Source organism: Edaphobacter paludis, assembly GCF_039993895.1.
Taxonomy (GTDB): domain Bacteria; phylum Acidobacteriota; class Terriglobia; order Terriglobales; family Acidobacteriaceae; genus Edaphobacter; species Edaphobacter paludis.
Genome location: NZ_CP121194.1, coordinates 2,069,364 through 2,091,814, shown reverse-complemented (window position 1 = coordinate 2,091,814; position 22,451 = coordinate 2,069,364). Strand labels below are relative to the sequence as shown.

Here is a 22,451-nt window from a genome sequence, read left to right as displayed (position 1 = left end):
TTTCGGCACATAGAAATTAGTTGAGAAAGAGAAATAGATGCCACGCAGGAATGACATCGCAAAAATTCTGGTGATCGGCTCCGGGCCGATTGTGATTGGTCAGTCGGCGGAGTTCGATTACTCCGGCACGCAGGCTTGCAAGGCGCTGAAGGCTGAGGGCTATGAGGTAGTGCTGGTGAACTCGAACCCGGCGTCCATCATGACCGATCCTGAGGTTGCGGACCGCACTTATATCGAGCCTCTGAATACGGCTTATCTTGAGGAAATTCTCCGCGTCGAAGCGGAGATGCTGGCGTCCGGTTCCGGCAAGTTTGCCGTGCTGCCGACGGTGGGTGGCCAGACGGCTCTGAATCTCGCTGTAGATCTGGCGGATTCGGGAGTGCTGGAGAAGCTCGGAGTTGAACTGATTGGCGCGAAGTTGGAAGCGATCAAGAAGGCCGAGGACCGTTTGTTGTTCAAGGATGCGATGAACAAGATCGGTCTGGACATGCCGCGCTCGCAGCTTGTGAACAACCTTCGCGATGGTCTGGAGTTTGCCGCAAAAATTGGCTTTCCCGTTGTGATTCGCCCTTCGTTCACGCTTGGTGGATCGGGCGGCGGTATTGCATACAACCGCGAAGAGATGATGGAAATTCTTTCGCGCGGGCTCGATCTCTCGCCGGTGCACGAGTGCTTGATTGAAGAGAGTGTGCTCGGCTGGAAAGAGTACGAGCTCGAGGTTGTCCGCGACCTGAATGACAACGTCATCATCATCTGCTCGATTGAAAACTTCGATCCGATGGGCGTGCATACGGGCGACTCAATTACAGTCGCTCCGGCGCAGACGTTGACTGATCGCGAGTACCAGTGCATGCGGGATGCTGCGATTCGCGTGATCCGCGAGATTGGTGTGGAGACGGGCGGAAGCAACGTGCAGTTCGCGGTGAATCCGGTGAACGGGCGCATGACAGTGATCGAGATGAACCCGCGCGTGTCGCGGTCGTCGGCACTTGCTTCGAAGGCCACCGGGTTTCCGATTGCGAAGATCGCTGCGCGGCTTGCCGTCGGCTATACGCTCGATGAGATTCAGAACGACATTACGAAGGCTACTCCGGCTTGCTTTGAGCCGACGATTGATTATGTCGTCGTAAAGATTCCGAAGTGGCAGTTCGAGAAGTTTCCCGGCGCCGATGAGGGCCTGGGGCCGCAGATGAAGTCTGTCGGCGAAGTGATGGCGATTGGCCGCACCTTCAAGGAAGCGATGATGAAGGCGGTGCGGTCGCTGGAGACGGGCAAGAAGGCCACGGCGGACGATATTGAACCGCGCAGGCTGACGCAGCGGCTGGTGACGCCGCATCCTGACCGGCTGGCCTACATTCGCTATGCGTTTGAACGCGGGATGACAGTGCGCGAGGTCGCTCGTATGACCTCGATGGATCCGTGGTTTCTGTACCAGATGAAACAGATTACGGATGAGATCAAGGCGATTGGCGGCGTGTCGATGGATGAGGTCACCGCGGAACAGCTTCGCGACGCCAAGCGGATGGGCATCTCGGACGAGCGGCTGGCTGCGAGTTGGGGATTGAAGGGCGCTGAGGGGACTGCTGCGGTTCGTGCGCTGCGGAAGAAGCTGAATGTATTGCCGGTCTACAAGATGGTGGATACGTGCGCCGGAGAATTTGAGAGCTATACACCGTATCTCTACAGCTGCTACGACGAAGAAGACGAGGCTGCGCCGACGACGCGCAAGAAGATTCTGATTCTGGGCAGCGGGCCGAACCGGATCGGGCAGGGAATCGAGTTCGATTATTGCTGCTGCCATGCCGCGTTCGCGCTGCGTGAAGACGGCTACGAGACCATCATGGTCAACTGCAATCCTGAGACTGTTTCGACCGACTACGACACCAGCGACCGGTTGTACTTTGAGCCGTTGACGCTCGAGGACGTGCTGGCGGTGTATGAGCATGAGGCTTCATCGGGTGCAGAGATTGGGATGATAGTGCAGTTCGGCGGCCAGACTCCGTTGAACCTGAGCCTGCCGTTGAAGAAGGCTGGTGTGCCGATTATTGGGACGTCGCCGGAGTCGATTGATCTGGCCGAAGATCGGAAGCGGTTTGGCAAGCTGATTGAAGAATTGCAGATTCCGCAGCCTGAAGGCGCGATGGCAACCAGCGTGGCCGAAGCGGTTGCAGGCGCGAACCGCGTGGGATATCCAGTACTGGTGCGGCCCTCCTATGTGCTGGGCGGACGTGCAATGGTGATCGCTTATGACGATGAGGCGGTTGTCCGTTACATGAGCACCGCCATCGAGTTCTCACAGGAGCGGCCAGTGTTGATCGACCACTTCCTTGAGGATGCGACCGAGGTCGACGTCGATGCATTGTGCGATGGCGACGACGTTGTGATTGCTGGGATCATGCAGCATATCGAGGAGGCGGGGATTCACTCGGGCGACTCGTCCTGCGTGCTGCCTTCGGTCGATCTCAGCGATGCTGTGCTGCGTACGATTCGCGAATATACGCGCAAACTGGCGATGGCACTGAACGTGATGGGACTTGTGAACATTCAGTTCGCTATTCAGCGCGGCAAGGTGTTTGTGATCGAGGTAAATCCTCGGGCTTCGCGTACAGTTCCCTATGTTTCAAAGGCCACCGGCGTTCCGCTTGCCAAGATTGCATCACGATTAATGGTAGGGCGGAAGTTGAAGGAGCTGCTGCCCGAAGCGGTAGCGAACGGGAATGACCTCGGAACAGGTTCACATTATTTTGTGAAGTCGCCGGTGTTTCCATGGGGCAAGTTCCCCGGAGTGGATACGGTGCTTGGTCCGGAGATGAAGTCTACCGGCGAAGTGATGGGCGTGGCGGACAACTTTGGCGAGGCATTTGCCAAGGCGCAGATCGCCGCCGGACAGGTGCTCCCGCTCGAGGGGACCATCTTCTTGAGCGTCAACGATCACGATAAGGAAGGCGTTGTCTCGCTGGCTCGCCAGTTTGTGGAGATGGGATTCCATCTGGTTGCCACGCATGGAACGGCGGCAGTGCTGGAGAAGGCAGGGTTGCAGCCGGAGCGCGTTTACAAGGTGAAGGAAGGTCGTCCCAATGTCGTCGACCTCATCAAAGGCGACCGGATTCATCTGATTGTGAATACGCCGCGCGGGCAGGACACGTTCTTCGATGAGCAGGCGATTCGCCGGGCTGCGGTGCTGGCGCGGATTCCCACGATCACCACTCTCGCGGCGGCACGCGCGGCGTCTGAGGGCATCTCCGCGTTACAGCAGGGGACCCTGAGCGTGGTTGCGTTGCAGACGCTCCATGCGAACCGGGTTGAGGCAACTGTCTGATCTGGTGGGCTTCGGGCGTATGATTTTTCTGTTGGTCTAAACTAAGGAGAATGGTTGATGCGGATTGGAATGTTGACTGGCGGTGGAGATTGTCCTGGATTGAACGCCGTGATTCGCGCTGCAGTGCGCAAGGGAATTCAGCACCATGGCGATGAGTTCATCGGCTTCATGGAAGGCTGGCGTGGGGTTATCGACGATGTGACAATGCCGCTGACACTGGAGACGACCTCCGGAATTCTGCAAAAGGGTGGGACGATCCTGCGCTCTTCGCGCACCAACGTGAAGAAGGTCGAAGGCGGCTTCGAGAAGTGCATGGAGACGATCAAGCGGAATAAGCTGGACGCCCTGATCGCTCTTGGTGGCGATGATACCCAGTCCATTACGTTGGCACTCGGCGAGCGCGGCGTCAATTGCGTCGGCGTTCCCAAGACGATTGACAATGACCTTAGTGGTACTGACGCCTGTTTCGGTTTCGATACTGCTGTGATGATTGCTACGGAGGCGGTGGACCGCCTGCACTCGACCGCCGAGTCGCACAACCGCGTGCTCGTCTGCGAAGTCATGGGGCGCGATGCTGGTTGGATCGCCGTGACCTCCGGAATCGCCGGCGGCGCGGACGTAATTCTAGTGCCCGAGGTACCAATCGATATCGACGAAACCTGCCGGTTGATTAAGTACCGTCGTGAGCATGGGAAGAAGTTCTCGATTGTGGTTGTAGCCGAAGGCGCAAAGTTTCCTGAAGGACCACTTGCTACCCATGACACATCGCTTGACTCCTTTGGCCATCCGCGTTTGAGCGGCATCGGTCAGGCGCTCGCCGAAGAGATTGAGAAGCGTACTGGCTACGAGACGCGCAGCGTGAACCTGGGTCATACCCAGCGGGGCGGTACACCTACCGCTTATGACCGGATGCTGGCGACACGATATGGTGTTGCAGCGATTGATCTCGTCCATGCAGGCAAGTTCGGCCGTCTGGTGGTGCTGCGCGGAACCCAGATCTCGGACATTGCGATTGCCGATGCGATTGCCAAGACCCGTACGGTTGGGCAAGACCTGCTGGACGTCGTAAAGAGCCTGCAGCCATTGAAGAGTGCTGTCTAACTTCCAGACTTGCGTAGCGTCACGTCGAAAGCCTCACCTCCCGAAATCGGACGTGGGGCTTTTCTGTCGTTTTTGGGAACGCCTGATTGGTTCCTGAATTTGCCATCGGGGCTGAGCCCCCTTGGACCCCTTTCAAGACAGAAGCTCCCCATGCATCCCGTTCCACCGTTCGACTTGCGAGGTATACCCCTCCTGTACCTTAAGAATGATTATATGCTTGACGTAGGGTGAGTCTGAGCCTATAAAGGGTTTGTAGTTTTGAGGCAATGCTATGACTCAGGCAGAAAAGCAAGTTTTGAATGACATGGTGCAAATCATTCAGGTACTAACGGTGAAAGTTGACGCTCTCGAAGGAGCTTTAATACGTAGAGGTGCAATTCGGGAGGGAGATCGTCCAGCACTCGCTGCGGAATATACTCCAGCGGCTCTAAACGACTTAGCAGCGGTTCGAATGTCGATATCTTTTCTTCCGATAACTGGAACCGCGAAAGGTTTGAAGTCATGAATCTCTTCTCTCTAGCCAAGTCGTTTCCTACTGAAGAACTCGCCTTAGCGTTTTGGATTAAGCAGCGTTGGCCGAATGGTGTACGGTGCATAGCTTGCGACCACGACAAGTGCTATCTGATCGAAACCAAAGGCAAAACTGGCAAGGTATACCGCAAGTTTGAGTGCGCGGAGTGTGGTTTGCACTTCAGCCCCACAGCAAACACCATCTTTCACGATTCGCATCTCCCACTTCAGAAATGGTTTATGGCTATCTGTCTGATGACTGAAGGAAAGAAGGGCATTTCAGCAAGCCAGGTGCAGCGTCATCTTGGAATTTCCTATAAGACGGCTTGGCATTTGTGCCACAGAATCCGCGAAGCCATGCAGGAAGATAAGGGAACGAAATTAGGTGGCGAATCTGTCACGGTCGAGATTGACGAGATGTATGTTGGCGGTCGCAAACGTGGAACGGGTGTAAAAGCGGCCAAAAACTCAAAAACTATCGTAGTGGGCATTGCAGAACGTGATGGCCGCATTCATTTACAAACCGTGAAGTCTGGTCATTCTCGTCACGTGCGTACCGTCGTTAGCGAAAATCTGAACAAAGACACCGAACAAGTCGTGACAGATGGAGCACTCAAGTTCAGGGGTATGTTTCCGAAGGAACAACACAAAGCTGGCAACCATCACCGCGAACTCAGAGATAAAAACTGGACTTCGACTCAGACCGTAGAGAATGCATTTTCGCTATTCAAGCGTGGGATTGTCGGCAACTATCACCAATTGTCCAAAGATCACCTAGACCGCTATTTAGGTGAGTTTTGCTGGCGCTATAACCGACGTGGTTTGCAGCCTTGTCTATTCCAGATGACGCTAGAGAACATGGCTAAAAGAAAACCGTTGCCTTACAAAGACCTAATCTTTTGATACTTTTCTTACTTCAACATCCCCCGATTTAGAAAAGCTTGACGGATGTCCGATTCGCGAACACATTTATTAGCTTCCGATGTTATTTCGTAAGAAGTCACAATGGCATAACCGCTCTCATAACCAATTCCTCGTGTAAGAACGCCTTTGGTTACAAGATCCAATAGCGTTCCGTCCGCCCGACCGCTTACAAAGTCCACAGACGTTTTGTTTCCCTTGACGTATTGCAGTACAACTTGAAACTCGTCATCTGGAAGATTAACCAAAACGAACTTCATGCGCTTTTCCTTGCACCGCTGCTGTAGAGGGATCGCAACTTTCTTTCCGATCTCGTGAATTCCGGTGAATAGGAGATACAACCCTGTAAAGAACAATCCTCCCCAGAACCAAAGGTCATGCGAGGTGATGAATGTTTGGCTCCGTGATGCGGGTAGGAATAAGGCCAAAGCGCACATGACACACAGAATCAGCATAGTTTTAACAGGGGCCTTAGCCCATTCGACTATCGCGCTTACCGTACCGATCAAATCAACAGGTGGTGGCATCCACCAAGAGTAACCCAGGAACAGGGAGGCTATTTGTCCATTTTCTGGACAGAATTGGGCTTTCTAAGCGTTCCATCCTTCTTCAGTTTTGGTTTGGCAACGGCATCTTTGAACGGTATCGGCTTCATCTCGATCATTCGCCTTAATACCTTCTCAAACTTGTCTTTATCGTAGAGAGTTTCGTCTTCCATGCGTTATTCTTCCGCGTATGAGCGAATCAGTCCAGCCCGATGTAAACACAGAAAAACGTCATAAATATAGTTTCGGCATACCCTGCAACCGTTGTGGATTGCCCGTCCAACTCGGTCATATCTGGTTAAAAACCGACGCGACACTAGAAGATTTGCGTAGTGCAGACGAGCCAGAACTCGGACTGTTATCTCCAGGTCTTTGCGAGAATCTGGACGCGAATGGTCGTAAATGTAACGAAGGAACAATTGTCGAACGGGCTGATTTGATATTTGTGGATGATTCCATGCAGCTACCGAACACGCAGGCCAGCGCCCGTTGGCAGGAATAATGTCCACATAAAGGCGTTCGATGGTGCCGAAGGGAGGAGTTGACACAATAAATCCTTTGGTTGGGGTGGGATTTTATTGTTGTGTCAAGCTAGCTATTCTCAATGATTTTAGTGTGTTTGACTCATCCTACGTGAAACATACAATCATTACCTTAAGTCTCAAAGTCTTAGAAAGAAAGTACTTAAGTCCGGATTTGGTCTGGACCGGTTAAAGGAAAAGACCCGGCGGTTTGCCGGGTCTCCTGTTTTCTCTCTGATTTAATTGTAGCCGAGGTGTCAAGGGTTTCAGGGAGGGGTCGGCTGCGAGATGGTAAAGAATTACCGATATCGAGGTAGGCAGAATTCTTGCTTTGAATCTTTATCTTGATATCAAGCATCTATACTTCAAGACATGAACAATCCGACAAAACACGAGAAAGAGCCAGACCTCAGCGGAGTTCATCTATGGCTGGTGCTATCGAAGGCGGCGCGTTCGGTGGAGGCCCACGCTCTGCGGAACATTCGTGGATTCGGTATAGGGCAAAGCGACTTCGGTGTTCTGGAGGCGCTGCTCCATCGAGGACCACTGAGCGTGAAGCAGATCGGAGCCAAGGTGCTCTTGACCAGCGGGTCCATGACGGCGGCGGTCGACAGGCTGGAGGCGAAGGGCTTGGTGACTCGGCAGGATGACCCAGAGGATCGACGATCGTGGATTATTCACCTGACGGAGACCGGCAGGGAGTTGATCGAGAGGGTATTTGCCGACCATCGGGAGGCAATGGAGAATGCCGTTTCGGAATTTCCAGTTGAAGAGCGGGCGGCTTTGATTAAGGCGCTGCGTCGATTGGGGCGAGCGGCAGAGGAGAAGTTTTGAAACCGATGTTGGCGTTGAAGTACGAGAGAAGGAGCAAACCATGACAGAACAGAAAAAGGTATTGGGCACTTATGGCGCGGGGTCGAACCACTGGGTTGGGGACGGCTTTCCGGTGCGAAACCTGTTTCCATCGAATGGCCTGGAAGCAGAGGTCAATCCGTTCCTGATGCTCGATTATGCGGGGCCGACCGAGTTCAAGGCGTCGAGCAAGACTCCGGGTGTGGGGCAGCATCCGCACCGCGGTTTCGAGACGGTCACGATTGCATATCAGGGCTCGGTTGAACATCGCGACTCGGCGGGGAACTCGGGGGTGATCTATCCGGGCGATGTGCAGTGGATGACGGCGGCTTCGGGCGTAGTGCATGAAGAGATGCATGAGAAGGAGTTCGCTCGCAAGGGCGGCGTTTTCGAGATGGTCCAGCTCTGGGTGAACTTGCCGAAAGCGGAGAAGATGTCGAAGCCTCGCTACCAGGCAATTACGAAGGAGCAGATTCCGGTTGTGAAGTTTGAGACTGGCGGACATGCGCGTGTGATTGCCGGGGAGTGGAATGGAATCAAGGGCGCTGCGCGCACGGTTACGCCGATCAATGTGTTCGACGTGGTGCTGAAGTCGGGAGAGAGGATTGAGATTCCTTTGACGGAGGGACATCAAGCCGCGGTTGTGTTGAGAAAGGGAGATGTTTCGATCCATGAGCATCAGGGCGGCCCGCACTCGCTGATGGGCGAAGCCCGGATTGCGGTGTTGAGTGCCTCGGGAGTTGGCGTCGGGATTGAAGCGAAAGAGGATTCCACGCTGCTGGTGCTGAGCGGGGAACCGATTGCCGAGCCAGTTGCCAGCTATGGACCGTTCGTGATGAACACGCGCGAAGAGTTGGTGCAAGCGATGGAGGACTACAAGGCGGGAAAGATGGGGCAGCTTGCATAAAGCAGCCTTTTCACCGAGATGCAACAGACTGAGCTTAGATCAGACAACAAGAAAGTTAATTCAGGCAATTCAACCAAGGAGAAAGATCAATGAAGACTGTTTATGAAATAGACCCTGCGCACTCGAGTGCGCAATTTACGATCCGCCACCTCATGATTTCGAATGTGCGCGGCGACTTCAAGAGCGTCAAAGGCACGGTGGTTTACGATCCGGAGAATCTTGCGAATACCAGCATTCAGGCGGAGATCGATGTCCACTCGCTGAACACGCGCGATGAGAATCGCGACGCCCATGTGAAGAGCGCGGAGTTTTTTCACGCCGAGAAGTATCCGTCTATCGCTTTCAAAAGCAACAAGGTGGAATCGGCGGGCGACGGAGAGTTGAAGGTGACCGGCGGCCTTACGATTCTGGGAGTGACAAAAGAAGTAGTGCTGAAGGTCGAAGGCCCGTCGGACGAAGCGAAAGATCCCTGGGGCAACTTGAGGATCGGCGCTTCGGGTTCGACGAAGATCAAGCGCAGCGATTTTGGGCTGACCTGGAATGCGATGCTCGAGACGGGCGGCGTCATGCTGGGTGATGATGTCAAGATCGAGCTTGATCTTGAACTGGTGAAGCAAAAGAGCGCATAAAGACGTTGTCTGCTTTCTAAAAGGCGAGAACAATGCCGAAGATGTTGCCCTGGAAGGAGTAGGTGCGGCTGAATTTTGTGCCAAACTTTCCTTCCAGGGCAACGAGACCTTCGCGGGTCACGGCGGGAACGGAGATCAAACATCCCGCTTGTGGATGTTCGAGCTTGCTCTTCCACCCGCCGGCGATCATGTTGCATAGCTCGCCAATGGCGTCATCGACCATGGGATCGCAGGGCTCGGAGGATGCGGTTCCGAGCAGAGCTTCGGCGGTGACGGCGGCGGTAGCGGGGCTGGCGTACAGGATGCACTCGCCGGAGACAGCGCCGGTGAATTGAATGCGGGCTACAATTCTGCCGTCGACGATGTGGACGTCTCCATCCATGGGGTCGCAGCTTCGTTCAAGCATCATCTCGAAGACCTCGGAGACGGCCGAGTCGAGACGGTTGACCATTTCGTTCTGCGGGGTGGGGTTTCCGGTTGCCAACATGTGTCCTCTTTAGATTTTAGAAATTGGTTCCAGTCGCAATGCGTGACGTTAGGCTGCTGGCAGCAATGGCACGACGCGCGCCTTTACTTGCTCCGCGGTGAAGGGCTTGCAGATATAGCCCTGTGCCCCTGCGGAGATGGCTCGCAGAACCAACGGCTCACTTCCTTCGGTCGTGATCATGACGACAGGAACGCCCGGCGCGAGTCTCTCGTCACGGCGCTGTTCAAGAAACTGCAGGCCGTCCATGACCGGCATATTAATATCGCTGAGGATCAAAGCCAGCGAGTTGGGCTTGCCGCTCTCGTCGCGCAGGGCCTGCAGAGCCTCTTCTCCGTTCGACGCCTGCAACACTTCGGTGAGTTCGAGTCCGGCCTGGCGCAGTGCCCGTTCGATCACCTTTCTCATCACTGCTGAATCGTCAATAATTAATGCTCGCAACCTGCCCCTCCGGTAAGTACATCTCGATCTGTACTCTGTATCGGCCGACGTGGTGGATGCTTGAGGCGATGGTTTGATTTCTCCCTAACATTACCTCAGGAGACTAAAGCCCGTTTATATAGGAGCTAATTGCAGCATGGTTGAAGCCCAGCCCTTTCAAGCCGGGAATTGATCGGAAGCTCCTTTACGCATGTCACCTTCTTAAGTTTTTCTAACCCTGCCATCTCGTACTTCGGCCATTGACCTGCATCAGCACGGGCATGGATAGCGGCTTATATGCGGCATATACGGGGTTGCTGGCGCGGACGCAGGCACTTGATACCGCAGCCAATAATCTGGCGAACGCCGGAACGACGGGCTTTCGCGCGCAGCGGGACTACTTCAGCGGCGTGCTGGCGGGTGGCATCGACCAGGACACTTCGCCGGATGCGTCGCAGGTTGGTCAATCCGTCAATGGCTTTGGCATTCTGGGCGGCAACTTGTTGGACATGGGGCAGGGACAACTTACGACGACAGGCGATCCTCTGAACTTCGCATTGCAGGGACAGGGATTTTTCGCGATCCAGACGGCCAACGGGGTTCGCTACACGCGTGATGGTTCGTTCATGCGGTCCGCTACCGGGGTGCTGGAGACAAGCGCCGGAGAGCCCGTGCTTGATATCAATCAGAAGAGCATCACGATTCCGAGCGGAACGGTGCATGTGGGGCCAGATGGAAACATCTCGGTTGCGACCGCGAATGGGAGCGCGATTGTCGCGCAGGTGGGGATCTTCGACTTCAGCGACAGATCGGCACTTGCGGCTGAAGGAACCAATCGCTTTTCGGCAGATGGAGCGAAGCCGATTGCGGGAAAAGCAGCGCTGGTTCAGGGTGCGATCGAGGGATCGAATGAAGATGCAATTCACGGCACGATGCAGATGGTACTGGTGCAGCGGCAGGCAGAGATGATGCAGAAGGCGCTGAGCGTCTTCGATAACAGTTTCGATAAGGTTGCGGCGGAAGATCTGCCGCGAGTCTGAGATAGCCATTGGGCGCTCGCGGGCCCGATCAAACTTGAGTGATGGGAGCGGGAGATGATTCGAGCGTTATATACAGCAGCGAGCGGCATGAGCGCGCAACAGGCAAATTTGGATACAGTGGCAAACAATCTTGCCAACTCTGCGACTGCGGGATTCCGTGAACGGCGGCTGCAGTTTCAGGACATGATCTACCAGAACGTGATCGTGCCTGGATCAGCAGAGAGCCCGCAGACGAATTCGGCGGGCTTGCAGATTGGGCTGGGAACAAAGTCCGCAGCGAGCGAGGTCATCATGACGCAGGGAGACTTCAACGCGACGGGCAACACGCTGGATCTGGCGATTCAGGGCAGCGGTTTTTTTCAGGTGTCGCGGCCGGATGGAACGATTGCATATACCCGGGCCGGAAGCTTCCATAGGAATAATCAGGGGACCATGGTGACCTCCGATGGAGATACGGTGTTGCCGGCGATTACGATTCCATCGAATGCGACCAACCTCACCATCTCTCAGTATGGAATTGTGACGGCGACGATTCCGGGACAGACGGCGGCGGCGCAGTTGGGGACGATTCAGCTGGCGACATTCGTGAACCCCGGCGGACTGAATTCCATTGGTGGGAATTTGCTGACTCCGACGGACTCCTCTGGAAATGCAATTACCGACGTGCCGGGCGGGACGACCGGCATGGGAACTCTGGAACAGGGTGGCCTCGAAAACTCGAACGTCGATGTGGTGGCGGAGTTTGTGCAGATGATTCTGGCGCAGCGCGCGTATGAGAGCAACTCGAAGGTCGTGCATGTGGCCGACGATATGTATTCGCAGATCAACGGCATGATCCGGTAGGGTTGCCATGGAAAATATATTCAATCTGCGTCGAAGGATTTTATGGTGCGGGATTGCAGTGTTGAGCTTGCTGGGAACAGCCTCATTTGCTGTGGCGGCCAATTGCGCGGGAACGCCTGCGGCGGCTGCCAGGTCGGCGGGAGCAGGATCTTCGCTTTCGCCGCTGCCCGAGGGCAAGGGCTATCGAGTGGCGAGCGTTCGCTGGGACCCGGTGATGAGGCAAAGCTGGGCGACGATTGTGAGCTGTGCACATCCGGAGCGGCCTGGGATCTTACTTCGCACTGGCGACGCGAACCATGCCGAGCATAGATTGAGCGTGCAGGTTCGAGAGGATCACACGCCGGTGGTTCGCGCAGGTGACATGGTGCAGCTGTGGCGGCAGGAGGATCTGTTGCGTATTGAAGTCGCCGGCGTTGCGGAGCAGAGCGGCAGCGTGGGCGAGACGATTCGTGTGCGCCTGTTGCGTCGGCCCGGGAGCAATCAATCGATAGAAGAACAATTGAGCGGTGTCGTCCGCGGGCGGGCAGATGTGGAGATGCAGCCATGATGAACTTTGCGGAGGCTGGGCTGGGCGTGAAGACAGGCAAGTGGCCCGCTGCTGAGACGCTGCCTGCAACGACAGCTACACCGCGGCAGCCGCAGAACGGCGGGATGGGGCCCTTGGTTGCCGGGGTGATAGGCACGTTACTTTTGTTGATGGCTGCCTCTTCCTTGCATGCGCAGGTCCATGCGATTAAGAAAGCAGTGGCACCGCAGCCCAATGTTGCGGAGACGTCGCTGGACTCTTATTTAGAGCGGGTGCGCGCCGCCAATTCCAACGTGCAGCCTGTGCCGGGATCGATCTGGACCGACAGTGGACGGCTCACGCGGATGAACACGGATGTTCGCGCCATGCGACCACACGATCTGATCTCGGTGGTGGTAGAGGAGAACCTTGCGGCTTCAACCGATGGAACGGTGAAGAATTCGCGCGCTTCGAATGCGAACTCCGGCATCTCCGGCTTGATCGGTACGCTTCATGCGGGGAATGCTCTTCAGAACTTAATCAATCAGAATGCAGCAGCGGGGCTCAATGCTCAGGGAGCGAGCGCGACCAATTCGAGACTGAGCACGGTATTCGGCGGACAGGTGATGGCTGTGCTCCCGAACGGAATTCTTGTGATTGAAGCGGCCAGGCAGGTCGAGTTCAGTCAACAGACGCAGACGATTGTCCTCCATGGGCTGGTGCGGCCTGAGGATATTTCACAACAAAACCAGGTGCTTTCGACTGCTATTTCAAGCCTTGAACTTGAGGTTCGCGGGAAGGGAATCATCAACGACTATACCCACCGCCAGAATGTGCTCGTCCGGCTTCTGCAACAGATATTGATCTTTTAGTGGATACAACATGCTCGCAGGGATAAATGGATGGAACGCACGGGCAATATGGGTAAGAAGGTTTACCCGTCGTGGATGGTTGCTGTTTGGCGTATTAACGCTGACGCTTCCCGGATTCGCGGCCGACACAGCAGCACCGGCGCAACGAGAGGCGCGGGTAAAGGATATCGCCTCGATTGAGGGCATCCGTGACAATCAACTGGTTGGTTATGGCATCGTGGTTGGGCTACAGGGCACAGGCGACAGCCAGCAGACGACGTTTCCGACGCAGACGCTGGCTGCGACTTTGCTACGCATGGGCGTCAGCGTTCCGGCGGCTTCGATCCGGGTGCAGAACCTTGCGGCAGTATTTGTGGCGGCGACGCTGCCACCGTTTGCGCGGCCCGGCACCAAGCTGGATGTGACGGTCTCTTCGGCGGGAGATGCGAGAAGCCTTGAAGGGGGGCTTCTTTTGATGACTCCGCTCTATGGAGCGGATGGAAAGATCTATGCGCAGGCGCAAGGGCCGCTGGTGGTAGGCGGCTACTCGGTCAGCGTGAATGGAAATACGAAGCAGTACAACCATCCGAATACGGCACGAGTGCCATTTGGCGCGATGGTGGAGCAGGGCGTACCGCTTGAACTGGAGGGAAGAAGTAAGTTCTCCCTGCTATTGAACGATGCGGACTTTCGGACAGCAGAGGCAGTGTCGCAGGCGATCAATCATGAACTTGGCAGGCCAGCCGCTCATGCGCTCGACAGCAGGGATATCGAGCTTTCGGTCGTACACGGAGAGGATATTCCGGAGTTCCTGTCACAGGTCGAGTCGGTAGAAGTCCCGGTGTTTCCGCGAGCGAAGGTTGTGGTCAATGAGCGGACAGGAACAGTTGTGATCGGCGGAACCGTAGTGCTACAACCGGTGTCTATTTTGCACGGTGGGCTGGCTATCAATGTAGTGAGCCAGTTCGAGGTCTCGCAGCCGAACGCCTTTTCTGCGACAGGCTCGACCCAGGTAGTGCAACAGACGCAGGTCAGCGCGCGAGACAAACCGGTTAGCCGCATCGAGTTGAAGCAGGGGGCCACCGTTGACGACCTCGTCCGCAGCTTGCAGACGATTGGAGCTTCAGCGCGGGATGTGATCTCGATACTTCAGGCGATGAAGAGTGCGGGTGCATTGGAAGCGGAGATTGAGGTGCTATGAAGATCGAATCGGCGATTGCAAGTGCTGCTCCGACTGCAACGGATGGGGCGAAGAATCACAAGTTAGTCAATGCTGCCCAGCAGTTCGAATCGATGATGCTGCAGGAGATGCTGAAGCCGATGCGCTCCGGAGAGGATAGCTGGGGAGGCGATGGCGATAAGAGCAGCGACAGCTCGATGGACACCATCAGCAGCTTTGGAACGGAAGCAGTGGCGACGGCGATCTCGAAGGGAGGAGGGCTTGGCATCGCTCGTCAAGTGATTCGGCAGGTTACGCAGGAGCACCAGCGAGACGTGAAAAAAGCCCAGCACGGTACTAAAGTTTAGTGAGGTCACGCCGATAGATTGAAGCATACGGAGGAGTACATGAGCTACACAAACGGAATCGGGAACCTGCAGCAGGTGCTTAGTTCGGTCACACCTGCAACGACACAGCCGGCATCCCAGGCAACGGAATCGGTAAACGCCTCGAAGCAGCATAAGACAGCAACTTCTCCAGCGGAGCAGGCGGACCATACTAATCTGAGTTCGGCTGGGGGGATGATCGCCCATGCACTCGAGGGCTCCGACGTGAGGATGGAGAAAGTGGGTGCCCTGCAGCAGGCCATCGCTTCGGGGACATATAACGTTTCTTCGTCCGATGTGGCGGGTAAGATGATTGATTCTCTGCTGAAGTAGATATGGCCATCAAACAGGCGTTAGAGGATGCTCTGGACGAGACGATACATGCGCTTGCCCTCTTGGATTTTGACGCTCTTAAAGCTGTGGAAGAGCGATTGACGATTCTGACTCAATCCGCGCTGATTGCAGATCAAGCCAGTATCGGTTCCATCCTGAGAAAGAAGCGTGTGCTCGAACTGGTCTTGCAGCACAGTGAATCTAATCTCAACGCACTCCAACGTCTGTACGGAAGAAATACGAGAGACCTATGGGAACACTGACTTCGCTGATGGATCTTGCCGGGCAGGCCTTGATGGCTGACCAGAATGCACTGAATATCACTGCGAATAACGTAGGGAACCAGAACACTCCGGGTTATACGCGGGAGGTGGTCAACTGGCAGCCGACGGATGCTGTGACCTTGAGCGGGACGAGCTACGGCACTGGGATCACGTCGACCGCGGTATCGCAGCGGGACCGCATTCTTGAGCAGCGGGTCCAGCAGCAGACGCAGACCCAGTCGCAGAGTGGAGCGCTCGAATCTGCGCTGCAGCAGGTCCAGAACATCTTTGGACTGAGCTCGACGAGCACGTCTGCGAGTTCGACGGCACTTGGTTCGGCGGTGGATGGCTTCTTCAATTCGCTCTCGACGCTGGAGGGAAATCCGTCTGATGCTTCGACGCGCCAGAGCGTGCTGACAGCGGCGAATAACCTTACCTCGGTTTTCAATTCTGCCGCGAACCAGCTTGCGCAGGTCGGCACGGGCCTCGATCAACAGGTCGGCACGGTGGTTGGCCAAGTCAATGCGCTGACGAAGACAATTGCTTCGCTCAATCAGCAGATTGCCAGCGCTAGCCCCACTGGGGATGCTGGCGCGCTGGAAGACCAGCGGCAGTTGGCGATCACTCAGTTGTCCCAATATGTCGGTCTCAACCAGATCACGACCGAATCGAACGGCATTACGCTGACGACTGCGAATGGCGCGGCTTTAGTCAGCGGAAGCCAATCCTTTGCTCTGAGTACGACGTCGGTAGCGGGAAAGACCGATGTTGTAGCCGGAGGAGTGGATGTGACCTCGGGCCTTAGCGGTGGACAACTTGGCGGTGTTCTGCAAGCTAGGGACCAGGAGTTGCCGACGTATGCAAGTGCACTGGACAATCTCGCCTATGGGATTGGAACTGCGGTGAACGCGCAGAATGCGCTAGGCACCGATGGCAATGGTAATCTCGGTGCGGCAATCTTCAGCCTTCCAGCAAGCGCTGCCGGTGCGGCGACCTCGATTCAGGTGGCGACGAGCGATCCGAAGGCAATTGCGGCGGCGGAGACTGGACAGGGATCCTCGGGTAATGGAAATGCGGTTGCGATGGCGGACCTCGCGACGGCGAATGCTGTAGCAGGCCAGACAGCAACTGGTTTTCTGGCGTCGTTTCTTGGCGGCATTGGCAACGATACGGCTGGGGCAACGACGGACAATGCTGCTCAGCAAGCCACTCTGACGCAGCTTACAAGCCAAAGGAATTCGCTCTCTGGAGTTTCGCTCGATGAAGAGGCTTCGAACCTGACGCAGTATCAGCGTTCCTATGAGGCGGCAGCTAAGGTGTTCTCCATTGTCAATTCGCTTATGGCGAGCGCACTCAATCTGGGCGTGGAGACTACGGTTACTTAGAGTCGCAGGTTCACATATTTACGTTTTCAGTTAGCTCCGATCAGGAGGGGCGCATGAGAGTGGATCCAAATTTTGTCAGCAATCTCGCCGGCGTGTTGAACCAGTCGAGCAGCCTCGAAGCTACGCTCACCAACGAGCTATCGAGCGGACTGCGGGTCACCTCCTTGCAGAATGATCCGGCGGCTGTGGCTGAGAGTACGTTGATGGCCAGCGCTATCTCCAAAGACGACACTTTTGTGCAGACGGCATCGGGAACGCAGTCGATGATGCAGGTCTCGGACTCCACGCTGGGCGAGGTGGTCAGCCAACTCACTTCAGCCTTGTCGCTGGCGGTGTCGGGGAGCAATGGGACCCTCAACTCGGCCAATATCGCCAGCATCCAGCAGCAGTTGACCGGCATTCGCGACCAGGTCTTGTCGCTTGCCAATACGAGCTACCTAGGGCAGTCGCTGTTTGCCGGCAGCCAGGGATCGTTGAAGCCATTTACTCTGGATACCTCTACGACTCCCGCTACAACCAGCTATGTGGGCGATACGATTCTGAACTCTGTCGAGACCCCGAGCGGTCAGAAGATACAGACGAACCTTCCGGGATCGGCCGTCTTTGGTTCGGGCGCGTCGGGCGTCTTTGGAGCACTGAATCAACTGATCGCCGATTTTTCGGGTGCTCCGGCGAGCTCTAGCACTACTGCCGATACTGGAGCGTTGTCGGCTGCGCTTGGCCAGGTGTCCGCGCAGCGTAGTCTGCTCGATGGTTCGCTGAGCAGGTTGCAGGCGACCAGCACCTATGCGCAGACGGAGGAGAGCCAGATGAAAGTGCAGCAGGGGAATCTGGTGTCTGCGGATCCGGCTTCGGTGGCTACCCAGTTGAGCGCTGCCGAGGTGCAGAATCAGGCTTTGATGAGCGTGATGACTGCATTACAAAAGACAAATCTGTTCGACTACATTCAATGAGTATCTGCGTTTTACTTCTGCTTCTTTATACTTACTGAGGCGGACATTTATGGGTGCGATTAGATTTTTCTGGAACGCTACGCGAGGCGACAGGCTACGACCGTGGCGCAGTCCTTACCTGCGCTGGCGATTGGAGACCTATTCGGGGCAGCGGGCGGATACGGTTCGAGCGAGGGATTTCTGGAATCTTTTCTGGAAAGAGAAGAAGCAGTTGCTGCGGTTTCTTCGCTGGACGGGAGAGATCAAGGCATATTCAGAGAGCGCTGTGGACGGCAAGCAATGATTTTGCATCTATTTCAGAGAGCCATGTTACCGGCTGGAGGGAGATCCTATGAGTGAGTGGCTGAAGTTGGAAGCAGCCGATGGGCATGAACTGAGCGCGTACGTGGCGCGCCCGTCGGGGGAAGCAATCGGTGCGCTGGTGCTCGTGCAGGAGATATTCGGCGTCAACGCGCATATACGCAGCGTTGCCGACGGATATGCCAGGGATGGGTTTGTTGTCGTGGCGCCTGCGCTGTTTGACCGGTACGAGCGCGGGGTTGAGCTGAAGTATGAAGGCGAGGATGCCAAGAAGGCGGGCGAGCTTTGGAAGAAGTTGAGACACGACACCGCTCTGTTGGATATTGCCGCAGCCTATGAAGTGGCAAAGACAACAGGCAAGGGAATTGGTGTTCTCGGATTTTGTTTTGGTGGGCTGATGAGCTGGTTGACAGCGACGCGAGGCGAGACCCTGAAGATGCAGCCTTCGTGCTGCGTGGGGTACTATCCTGGTGGAATTGGGCAGTTTGCAAAAGAAGAGCCGAGCTGTCCGGTGATGCTGCATATTGGCAGCGCGGATAGTCATATCGGATCTGACCAGATTGAGGCGGTGCGCGCGGCGCATCCAGAGGTTGAGGTCTTCGTTTACGACGGCGCGGGCCATGGATTCAATCGCGATGTCGATCCCAATTCATATAATCCGAAGTCGGCCGTGCTGGCCCGGAAGAGAACGCTGGATTTCTTGAAGACACATGTCGCTTAGAGTCTGTTTTCATTGTGGAACTTGGGGTGCAAGTGCCAATTCCCTTAAGAGGGTAAGAGCGTAACACGAGCAGGAACTAAAAATACTTGGTTTCTCCACTGCGGCGGCACAAGCTGCGGCTTCGGTGGAGATGACGTTTCTTGACATTGAGTGAACCGAACTTGCTACGGAAAAGGCCCTTCCGCTATATTTTGGAAGCGTCGATCGACCTCCTGGAAATAAGCAAATACAAAATAGGGGTTTTTCTCTTCGCTCAATGGTGACAGCGTAAACGAGCTATTCCTCTTTTAAGCAGGCCAACCCTGCAGATGTTGGCGCATCCTATCTGCCAGTGCCTGAACGTCCGGCCTCGACCTCTTGCTCGCTAAGAGTTCTTCAAAGCTTTTTGCTTTTGCCGCTCGTGCGCTGAGTGGCCCACCCCAGGAACGATTCGGAATGCAACAACGTTGTCGGCAATCTCACGTCTTCTGGAGATTCCAAGTCGCATTCTAACAACGTCAGCCCTCCTGAGCTGAGAAAAGGAAATGCCATGAAAGCACTTGTTTACCACGGCCCCAAGAAGGTTTCTGTCGATACTGTTCCCGATGCCAAGCTTGAAAAGCTGACTGATGTCGTCATCAAACTCACTACTACCAACATCTGCGGCTCCGATCTGCACATGTACGAAGGGCGGACGGATGTCGAGAAGGGAAAGATCCTGGGCCACGAAAATCTCGGCGAGGTGGTCGAGGTGGGCAAGGCCGTGGATATCGTCAAGAAGGGCGATAAAGTTGTCCTTCCATTCAATATCGGCTGCGGTTTTTGCGCCAACTGCGAGCGCGGCCTGACGGGATATTGCCTGACGTGCGCAGATCCTTCGGTGATGCCGGGCATGGCAGGAGCGGCGTATGGATTTGCGGGAATGGGCCCTTACTCCGGCGGACAGGCACAGTTTCTTCGCGTCCCTTATGCCGACTTCAACTGTCTGCGGCTACCTGAAGATGCTGACGAAAAGGAGAGAGATTATGTAATGCTCTCCGACATATTTCCTACAGGCTGGCACGCCACTCGTTTGGCGAATCTCAAGCCGGGAGAATCGATCCTTATCTACGGTGCTGGACCGGTTGGTCTGATGGCCGCTATGTCCGCACGCATTCAGGGAGCCAGCCAGGTCTTCGTTGTCGATGGCCAGGCCGACCGTCTCGAGCTTGCGGAACAGATTGGCGCAACCACCATAAACACCAAGGACGGAGATATTGGCGATCAGATTCGCGAACTTACAAATGGACTAGGCGCGGATTGCGGGTCGGAGTGTATTGGCTATCAATGTCACAATGCCAAGGGCAAAGAGGTCCCCAATCTTGTCATGAACTCGCTCGTGGATAGTGTCAAAGCAACGGGATCAATTGGCGTAATTGGCGTCTTCGTCCCGAAGGACCCGGGCGCTGAGGACAAGTTGGCGAAGAAGGGCCAGATTGCATTTGATTTCGGTAAGTTCTGGTTCAAAGGACAGAAGATGGGAACAGGGCAATGTAATGTGAAGGCATATAACCGACGCCTCTGCGATCTTATCCATCACGACAGGGCCGACCCGTCGAGAATTATCTCTCACGAGTTGCCACTTGAAGACGCACCCAATGCATACAAGCATTTCGACAATCGCGACGCTGGATGGACAAAGGTGATCTTGCATCCGAACGCCTGATCTTCTGCGGGACTCATGGTGGCCGCCTATGCGTTGACGGCCACCATAAGCTTCTTATAGACCGGCGTACCAGTCGTAGCCCTGGGTCTCCCAGAAGTCAACGGGGCGCTGGTTGGTGTAGGTGATTTTTGCGATCTGTTTGATCTGCTTATAACCGTATTTGATCGGCATTGCCAGACGGAGAGGCGCGCCGTGATCAGAGTTGAGCGGTTTGCCGTTCATCTGGTAGCAGAGCAGCGTCTGCGGGTGCAGCAGAGTCGCAATATCGTGGCTTGCGGAGTAAGCGCCGTCTGCTGTTTCCATGTTGACGTAAGCGGGCAGTGTCCCGTCGGGATTTAGCTGGGGCGGATAGGCCTTAAGAAAATCGGCGAAACATGCGCCCGCGAAGCTGGTGATCTGGCTCCAGCCTTCAACGCACTTGAACTGGGTAACTTGCTCAGTGAAGGGCAAGGTGCGCAGATCCTGGAGCGAAAGGACGATGCCGGGTGTGCGGGTTGTATCGCTGGAGGGGGCCTTGGGAATGCTCTGATCGTTGGTCTGATCGACATCGACGCGCGTTCCCGGCTTGAGCTTGGAATCGGGCTGTTCGGGTGGCAGCGGGGCGTCCTGCGGGCTGTCGGTGGACCGGTAATCCCAGAGGTCGACGTCTTCGATGTACTGCTTATATTTCTCGGGATGGGCGAGGCCGACGACCTGAAGACGCCAGGAGTCGAGGATCATGTGCGGGTCGAGGCCGATGATGCCGTTCAGGCGGAGTTCGGTGGAGCGGCCGATGGGATAGGTAGGCGCGAGAGGCTTCTCGCGAAAGAGGGCGCGGGAGACGGCCGCGTTGAACTGCTCTGCACGGCGAAGCGGAGATTCGAGCATGTCGATCTGTTTGGCATGGGAGAGCCATTCGTAGGCGGCGATGGTGGCTGCTGTTGCGGCGCCTCCGATGAGAAAGCTGCGGCGGGTTTTGCGGGCCATGGAACGGCGCAGCTCTTCGTTGAGATCTGCCTGGGATTGAGAGTCGCTATAAGGGTTAGTCATGCGAGTGGCTCCTCCTTTCGGCCAGGAGCAGGAACATCGAGGGTGACGAGCTCGTCGCCGCCGACCATGCTGCGGAAGTTGTTCCAGCCGGCGAGCACGACCTGCGAGACATGGATGAGGAAAAATGCCACGAAGCCCATGGTGAGCCAGAAGTGCAGCCAGCGGGCGGTCTCGTAACCTCCGCAGAGAGTCGTGATCCAGTGGAGGCTGGTGGGCTTCCAGATGGCGAGTCCGGTCACACAGCTTGCCGCGCCCATGAGTATGACGATCGTATAAGCGATGCGTTGAGCTGCGTTGTACTTGTGGTGGAGCGGTGCTTCTTTACGCAGGTGGAGGTCGTACAGGAAGATGTACCAGGCATCTCGCAGCGCATGGCGCGTGGGAAGGAGATCTCGCCATGCGCCGCTGAAGGTGAGGTAGGCGATGTAAGCAATGCCATTGAGGGCGAAGAGCCACATGAAGAGGAAGTGATAGCCGAGGCCGGTGGTGAGCTTCCACGGCACATGGAGCGCGGAGTAAAACCAGTTCGGAAAAAACCGGAAGAGCGTATGCGAACCGATGCCGACGCGATAGACCCGGTTCCAGTGGCCGATATAGGGAACGGAATCGGCCCAGTAGATAAGAATGCCGCTCCAGATCATCGTGAAGAGCAGTGGGAAGTTGACCCAGTGCATCCAGCGGATGGCCAGTGGGTGCTTCCTTCTGATCTGCAAAGCGGGTTCAGATTGAGTCGTCATGTATGCCTCTGAATTGATCCCCTTAAAGGTAGCCCTAGCGGGGCACGAACGGA

General features: G+C 55.7%; 26 protein-coding genes. 20 read left to right on the top strand and 6 right to left on the bottom strand.

The window, feature by feature from the left end:
* Positions 1–37 precede the first annotated feature (37 nt).
* The 3 genes from carB (at position 38) to P4G45_RS08595 (ending at position 5,833) form a co-directional block, all read left to right on the top strand.
* The gene (gene carB, locus P4G45_RS08605) at positions 38–3,319 is read left to right on the top strand and encodes a carbamoyl-phosphate synthase large subunit (RefSeq protein WP_348266068.1); all 3,282 of its coding nucleotides are present in this window, start codon (positions 38–40) and stop codon (positions 3,317–3,319) included.
* Positions 3,320–3,376: 57 nt separating this feature from the next.
* On the top strand, positions 3,377–4,420 hold the full coding sequence (locus tag P4G45_RS08600; protein ID WP_348266067.1) for a 6-phosphofructokinase: 1,044 nt from the start codon (positions 3,377–3,379) through the stop codon (positions 4,418–4,420).
* Positions 4,421–4,921: 501 nt separating this feature from the next.
* The gene (locus P4G45_RS08595) at positions 4,922–5,833 is read left to right on the top strand and encodes an IS1595 family transposase (RefSeq protein WP_348266066.1); all 912 of its coding nucleotides are present in this window, start codon (positions 4,922–4,924) and stop codon (positions 5,831–5,833) included.
* Between the two features lie 8 nt (positions 5,834–5,841).
* Here the strand turns inward: P4G45_RS08595 and P4G45_RS17020 are convergent, their stop codons facing one another.
* Together P4G45_RS17020 and P4G45_RS08590 are read right to left on the bottom strand one after the other, a co-directional pair.
* Entirely contained in the window at positions 5,842–6,288 is a 447-nt protein-coding gene (locus P4G45_RS17020) for a super-infection exclusion protein B (RefSeq protein WP_373695306.1), read from the bottom strand.
* Between the two features lie 119 nt (positions 6,289–6,407).
* Positions 6,408–6,569: a hypothetical protein gene (locus P4G45_RS08590; RefSeq protein WP_348266065.1), complete on the bottom strand. Its 162-nt coding sequence runs from the start codon at positions 6,567–6,569 to the stop codon at positions 6,408–6,410.
* A gap of 17 nt (positions 6,570–6,586) precedes the next feature.
* Here P4G45_RS08590 and P4G45_RS08585 point away from each other — a divergent pair, with 17 nt between their 5' ends.
* From P4G45_RS08585 to P4G45_RS08570, 4 genes are all read left to right on the top strand, one after another.
* Entirely contained in the window at positions 6,587–6,898 is a 312-nt protein-coding gene (locus tag P4G45_RS08585; RefSeq protein WP_348266064.1) for a hypothetical protein, read from the top strand.
* A gap of 391 nt (positions 6,899–7,289) precedes the next feature.
* Positions 7,290–7,751 carry a MarR family transcriptional regulator gene (locus P4G45_RS08580; protein WP_348266063.1) on the top strand — a complete coding sequence of 154 codons (462 nt, stop codon included), beginning with the start codon at positions 7,290–7,292 and terminating at the stop codon, positions 7,749–7,751.
* A gap of 40 nt (positions 7,752–7,791) precedes the next feature.
* A complete protein-coding gene (locus tag P4G45_RS08575) occupies positions 7,792–8,676 on the top strand; it encodes a pirin family protein (protein WP_348266062.1) in 885 nt (294 codons plus the stop codon).
* An 89-nt stretch (positions 8,677–8,765) separates the two neighbouring features.
* Entirely contained in the window at positions 8,766–9,305 is a 540-nt protein-coding gene (locus tag P4G45_RS08570) for a YceI family protein (RefSeq protein WP_348266061.1), read from the top strand.
* Between the two features lie 16 nt (positions 9,306–9,321).
* On the opposite strand, the gene P4G45_RS08565 is transcribed toward P4G45_RS08570, so the two are convergent.
* Positions 9,322–9,792 carry a chemotaxis protein CheX gene (locus P4G45_RS08565; RefSeq protein WP_348266060.1) on the bottom strand — a complete coding sequence of 157 codons (471 nt, stop codon included), beginning with the start codon at positions 9,790–9,792 and terminating at the stop codon, positions 9,322–9,324.
* Between the two features lie 48 nt (positions 9,793–9,840).
* On the bottom strand, positions 9,841–10,197 hold the full coding sequence (locus P4G45_RS08560; protein ID WP_373694101.1) for a response regulator: 357 nt from the start codon (positions 10,195–10,197) through the stop codon (positions 9,841–9,843).
* A gap of 293 nt (positions 10,198–10,490) precedes the next feature.
* On the opposite strand from P4G45_RS08560, the gene P4G45_RS08555 reads away from it, so the two are divergent.
* The 13 genes from P4G45_RS08555 to P4G45_RS08495 all read left to right on the top strand — a co-directional run bounded on the left by P4G45_RS08555 (position 10,491) and on the right by P4G45_RS08495 (position 20,632).
* Entirely contained in the window at positions 10,491–11,249 is a 759-nt protein-coding gene (locus P4G45_RS08555; RefSeq protein ID WP_348266058.1) for a flagellar hook basal-body protein, read from the top strand.
* Between the two features lie 54 nt (positions 11,250–11,303).
* Entirely contained in the window at positions 11,304–12,092 is a 789-nt protein-coding gene (gene flgG, locus P4G45_RS08550) for a flagellar basal-body rod protein FlgG (protein ID WP_348266057.1), read from the top strand.
* Between the two features lie 7 nt (positions 12,093–12,099).
* Positions 12,100–12,639 (top strand): flagella basal body P-ring formation protein FlgA, encoded by a 540-nt coding sequence (locus P4G45_RS08545; protein ID WP_348266056.1) that lies wholly within the window; start codon positions 12,100–12,102, stop codon positions 12,637–12,639.
* On the top strand, positions 12,636–13,469 hold the full coding sequence (locus P4G45_RS08540) for a flagellar basal body L-ring protein FlgH (RefSeq protein WP_348266055.1): 834 nt from the start codon (positions 12,636–12,638) through the stop codon (positions 13,467–13,469). Before P4G45_RS08545 ends, P4G45_RS08540 begins: the two co-directional genes overlap by 4 nt.
* Before the next feature lie 10 nt (positions 13,470–13,479).
* Positions 13,480–14,649, top strand: a complete 1,170-nt coding sequence (locus P4G45_RS08535) for a flagellar basal body P-ring protein FlgI (protein WP_348266054.1) — start codon at positions 13,480–13,482, stop codon at positions 14,647–14,649.
* Positions 14,646–14,975 (top strand): hypothetical protein, encoded by a 330-nt coding sequence (locus tag P4G45_RS08530; RefSeq protein ID WP_348266053.1) that lies wholly within the window; start codon positions 14,646–14,648, stop codon positions 14,973–14,975. The genes P4G45_RS08535 and P4G45_RS08530 overlap by 4 nt, the downstream gene beginning before the upstream one ends.
* 39 nt (positions 14,976–15,014) lie before the next feature.
* On the top strand, positions 15,015–15,326 hold the full coding sequence (flgM, locus tag P4G45_RS08525) for a flagellar biosynthesis anti-sigma factor FlgM (RefSeq protein WP_348266052.1): 312 nt from the start codon (positions 15,015–15,017) through the stop codon (positions 15,324–15,326).
* A gap of 2 nt (positions 15,327–15,328) precedes the next feature.
* Positions 15,329–15,589, top strand: a complete 261-nt coding sequence (locus P4G45_RS08520) for a hypothetical protein (protein WP_348266051.1) — start codon at positions 15,329–15,331, stop codon at positions 15,587–15,589.
* A complete protein-coding gene (gene flgK, locus P4G45_RS08515; RefSeq protein ID WP_348266050.1) occupies positions 15,577–16,974 on the top strand; it encodes a flagellar hook-associated protein FlgK in 1,398 nt (465 codons plus the stop codon). The genes P4G45_RS08520 and flgK overlap by 13 nt, the downstream gene beginning before the upstream one ends.
* Positions 16,975–17,027: 53 nt before the next feature.
* The gene (locus tag P4G45_RS08510; RefSeq protein ID WP_348266049.1) at positions 17,028–17,927 is read left to right on the top strand and encodes a flagellin; all 900 of its coding nucleotides are present in this window, start codon (positions 17,028–17,030) and stop codon (positions 17,925–17,927) included.
* 49 nt (positions 17,928–17,976) lie between these two features.
* On the top strand, positions 17,977–18,210 hold the full coding sequence (locus tag P4G45_RS08505; RefSeq protein ID WP_348266048.1) for a hypothetical protein: 234 nt from the start codon (positions 17,977–17,979) through the stop codon (positions 18,208–18,210).
* 48 nt (positions 18,211–18,258) lie between these two features.
* The gene (locus P4G45_RS08500; RefSeq protein ID WP_348266047.1) at positions 18,259–18,948 is read left to right on the top strand and encodes a dienelactone hydrolase family protein; all 690 of its coding nucleotides are present in this window, start codon (positions 18,259–18,261) and stop codon (positions 18,946–18,948) included.
* Positions 18,949–19,477: 529 nt separating this feature from the next.
* Complete coding sequence (locus P4G45_RS08495) at positions 19,478–20,632, top strand: glutathione-independent formaldehyde dehydrogenase (protein WP_348266046.1); 1,155 nt, start codon at positions 19,478–19,480, stop codon at positions 20,630–20,632.
* 54 nt (positions 20,633–20,686) lie between these two features.
* Here the strand turns inward: P4G45_RS08495 and P4G45_RS08490 are convergent, their stop codons facing one another.
* Complete coding sequence (locus P4G45_RS08490; protein ID WP_348266045.1) at positions 20,687–21,661, bottom strand: molybdopterin-dependent oxidoreductase; 975 nt, start codon at positions 21,659–21,661, stop codon at positions 20,687–20,689.
* The gene (locus P4G45_RS08485; RefSeq protein ID WP_348266044.1) at positions 21,658–22,398 is read right to left on the bottom strand and encodes a cytochrome b/b6 domain-containing protein; all 741 of its coding nucleotides are present in this window, start codon (positions 22,396–22,398) and stop codon (positions 21,658–21,660) included. The genes P4G45_RS08490 and P4G45_RS08485 overlap by 4 nt, the downstream gene beginning before the upstream one ends.
* Positions 22,399–22,451: the final 53 nt, after the last annotated feature.